Here is a 3509-nt window from a genome sequence, read left to right as displayed (position 1 = left end):
TGATAGCGCGTCGCGTTGCGCCCCCACCCCGGCCTCCGCTTCGCTCGGCCGACCTCCCCGCAAAGGGGAGGGAGATGTCGGCATCGCGCACGACTTTCCGATTCAAATTTCAAACAGCGCGCATAGAAATGCGGCCCCGCGCGCCGATGGCGCGGGTTGGGCTTTGGCTCACCCTCGAAAATTTCGAGGGGAGATGGAGCGCCGCCAGGCGCAACATGGTTGTCGTCGCTCCATCGTCCGCCGCTTGCGAAGGCGGCAAACAAAAGAGCGCATCGCCTTGCGGCGCTCCATCGACGCTGCGTGCGGACGCTCCGAGGAGGCCGCGAACCGCAGCGCGCGAATCCTTGCCACAGCAAAGGCTGCGGCAAACATCCGCTGCGGCGTCTTGTGGCGTCGGGATCGTACTTCCGGGTGGGAAGGGGAGCGTCCCCTGATCCGGACGGCTTTCGCCGCCTTCATTCCCACCACCGTCCAGCCGCGAACGGCAGAGCTTCGTAGTGAGCCCGGACGATGACCCTCAGCCTCCGGGAGCGTGGCTGCGAACCACGCGCGCGGGCGCCGCGCTTCATTCCACTTCAGGAACGCCTCTAGAAGCGCCCCTCACGAATGAAGCAATAGGAATATAAGCCTATTAAGTAGGATTTGTCAACCCGGGCGGGATGTTCCATTTTTCGTTTCCCGCCGAAATGTCAGTTTTCAATTTTCGGAAATTAGTTTCTTAGGAGCTTTTAATGCCAATCGATCATGAGTTTGGCGCACAGCACACTGATTTGAAATTATCCATCATCGAAAACTATCTAAAAGCCTTCACGACGGCGCTAAAGCCCCACTTCCAAGAGCTTTGGTACATTGATGCTTTTGCGGGAACGGGATTTAGAACGGTCAGGCATGAGGAGAAGCCGGAAAGTTTCCTAAGCGCAGGTGAGCCGCAGCGCATTGAGCAACGTCGTGGGTCAGCCCAGATCGCATTGGACATTCAACCAAGCTTCGATTTCACGGTATTTATCGATGCTAAGCCGTCGCACGTTGCTGCGTTGAATGATCTTGCTGCGAGATATCCACGCCGGAGAATTGCTGTCGTTAGAAACGACGCCAACGAAGCCATTTTGTCGTTGCTTGCAGCTAACTCGTGGCAATCAACGCGCGCTGTGTTGTTTCTGGATCCTTACGGAATGGAGGTGAACTGGGAAACGCTTGAGGCTATCGCGGCAACAAAAGCAATCGATATTTGGTTTTTGTTTCCGATGTCAGGATTATACCGACAAGCAACAAAAAATATTGAAGCAGTCGATGAGCACAAAGCATCTGCTCTGACGCGAATTCTCGGGTCGGAGGAGTGGAAAGAAGAGCTATATGAGGATAGTGGTCAATCGGAGATGTTCGGGAATGATCCTAGAGTAAGAACTCGCGATGTGAGGTCGCTTGAAGATTACGTTCGTCGTCGTCTTCGAACGATTTTTCCAGCAGTCCTCAAGCCGTTGCCACTTCCATTGCATCGGAAGCCTCAGTTGTTCTCACTCTTCCTGTGCATATCTAACGACGAGACAAAAGCCATAGGTCTCGCGACAAGGATCGGAAATCACATACTCAAAGTTGGTGCAGGCATTTCATCGTAAGTGCGATCGTGCAGCAAGCGCCCAGTCGCTTTCTTGTTCTTCCCACCCCATTGCTTAAAGAAAAAGGCTGTCCCAGATTTTCGGCACATTTTTTCAATTTCATCGACCCACTCGGGCTTCATTGGGCGAGCGCGAGGCCCACTCTCTCCGCCGACGATTGCCCAATGAATTCCCGTAAGGTCCCCAGCGGCAACTGACCCGATAAGTGGTTCAAGCGATACAAATCGAATAATGGCGGGGACACGACGGATGTCATCAAGACGTCCCAATACGCGGTCATCCTCGACACTCGTGCCGAGCCATACGTTTGATAGAGTTTCGAAACGTCGCTCCAAAAGCACGTCGGCCATTCGGTCTGGTCGCTTGGTGAGAATTTGATAAGTGTGTCGCGGTGTTTCTTTCATCACCTGCCAAACACGATAAATGTAGTCAGTTTGTACGTCTGGATGGAACAGGTCTGACATGGAGTTCACGAACACTTTTCGTGGCTTCGACCATGTCCTCGGAGCATCCAGCGACTTTGCGTCCAGACGAATTTTCCCGGTCCATACGGCGCGGCCGCCGCTGCGTCGGGTAAGGCCTTTATACTTTTCTAGCCCCATAGCATCGAGACGCGCAGCCATTCGCATTGCGTAGCAATTTGTGCAGCCAGCAGTGAGAATTGTGCAACCCGCTACCGGATTCCACGTAGCGTCGGTCCACTCGATTGACGTGTCGCCCATGGTGCCTCCATCAGCAAGTATGCTGACAAATGGCGGTTAATTTAAGATTCCAAAAATCTGCATTGCCCTCAAATATACTTCTTCATTTCCGCGAGCAGATCGCTGCGAAGGTCTTCGCGGTCCATCGCGTAAGCGATATTCGCGGCGAGAAAGCCCGACTTCGAGCCGCAGTCATAGCTCTTGCCCTTGAACTTGAAGCCGTAGAACGGCTGTGATTTCGCAAGGCCGAGCATCGCGTCGGTGAGCTGGATTTCGCCGCCCGCACCCTTGGCCTGGGTCTCCAGCACGTTGAAGATTTCCGGCTGCAGGATGTAGCGCCCTGTGATCGAGAGGTTCGATGGGGCGACTTCCTTCTTCGGCTTCTCGACCATGCCGTTGAGTTCGAACATGTCGCCCTTCGCCTTGCCGACGCCGACCACGCCATACATGTGGACCTGATCCATCGGCACTTCTTCCACCGCGATGATGTTGGCCTTGTCCGCGCCCGCCGCGTTGGCGGCGTCGATCATCTGCTTCAGGCCAGAGGGTTTGTTTTTCACCAGCACGTCCGGCAGCAGCACCGCGAACGGCTCGTTGCCGATGATGTCGCGCGCGCACCACACCGCATGGCCGAGGCCGAGCGGCGCCTGCTGGCGCGTGAACGAGGTCGCGCCCGCCGCCGGCTGGTCGCGCTCGAGGATGTCCATTTCCTTCAGCTTGTTTCTTTCCTTGAGCGTGTCCTCAAGCTCGTAGGGCCGGTCGAAGTGGTCTTCGATCACGCCCTTGTTGCGGCCGGTGACGAACACGAGGTGCTCGATGCCGGCTTCCAGCGCTTCGTCCACCACATGCTGGATCAGCGGGCGGTCGACCACGGTGAGCATTTCCTTCGGCATGGCCTTGGTGGCCGGGAGAAAGCGGGTGCCAAGACCGGCGACGGGAAACACGGCTTTACGGATTTTCATGAGGCTCTTTGCAGGCTGAGGGAGACGTTGAGGGGTGTTAGCAGGTTTTATCGGGCTGAAAAACGGCGGGGCGGGCAACAGGTTCCGTAAAGGTGTGCGGATGAACGGTACATGAGCGGCTTGCGGATTTTTTGAGGCGGGGCGTTTTGCTTCATCCCTCCCCCTTGTGGGGAGGGTGCTGAGCGGCGAAGCCGCGAAGCGGGTGCGGGGCCTTGCTCTTAACGCGAGAT

At 56.2% G+C, this 3509-nt stretch carries 3 protein-coding genes; 1 reads left to right on the top strand and 2 read right to left on the bottom strand.

Annotated features, from left to right (window positions below; translation table 11 throughout):
• Positions 1-731 precede the first annotated feature (731 nt).
• On the top strand, positions 732-1616 hold the full coding sequence (gene tcmP / locus BN32_RS22950; protein WP_019195658.1) for a three-Cys-motif partner protein TcmP: 885 nt from the start codon (positions 732-734) through the stop codon (positions 1614-1616).
• Here the strand turns inward: tcmP and BN32_RS26510 are convergent.
• Both BN32_RS26510 and galU read right to left on the bottom strand, forming a co-directional pair.
• Positions 1580-2338 (bottom strand): DUF5131 family protein, encoded by a 759-nt coding sequence (locus BN32_RS26510; RefSeq protein ID WP_082757927.1) that lies wholly within the window; start codon positions 2336-2338, stop codon positions 1580-1582. The two genes, tcmP and BN32_RS26510, sit on opposite strands and share 37 nt — an antisense overlap.
• A 68-nt stretch (positions 2339-2406) precedes the next feature.
• A complete protein-coding gene (gene galU / locus BN32_RS22945) occupies positions 2407-3279 on the bottom strand; it encodes a UTP--glucose-1-phosphate uridylyltransferase GalU (RefSeq protein ID WP_019195659.1) in 873 nt (290 codons plus the stop codon).
• Positions 3280-3509 lie beyond the last annotated feature (230 nt).

Origin of the sequence: Afipia birgiae 34632, assembly GCF_000308295.2 — a bacterium.
Classification (GTDB): Bacteria; Pseudomonadota; Alphaproteobacteria; order Rhizobiales; family Xanthobacteraceae; genus Afipia; species Afipia birgiae.
The sequence above is the reverse complement of the archived record's forward strand: the minus strand, read 5'-3'. Positions and strand labels throughout refer to the sequence as shown.

What these genes read in the sequence shown, in the direction of transcription:
- tcmP (WP_019195658.1), top strand. Translation starts at nt 732, where the DNA reads ATGCCAATCGATCATGAGTTTGGCGCACAGCACACTGATTTGAAATTA.
- BN32_RS26510 (WP_082757927.1), bottom strand. Translation starts at nt 2,338, where the DNA reads ATGGGCGACACGTCAATCGAGTGGACCGACGCTACGTGGAATCCGGTA.
- galU (WP_019195659.1), bottom strand. Translation starts at nt 3,279, where the DNA reads ATGAAAATCCGTAAAGCCGTGTTTCCCGTCGCCGGTCTTGGCACCCGC.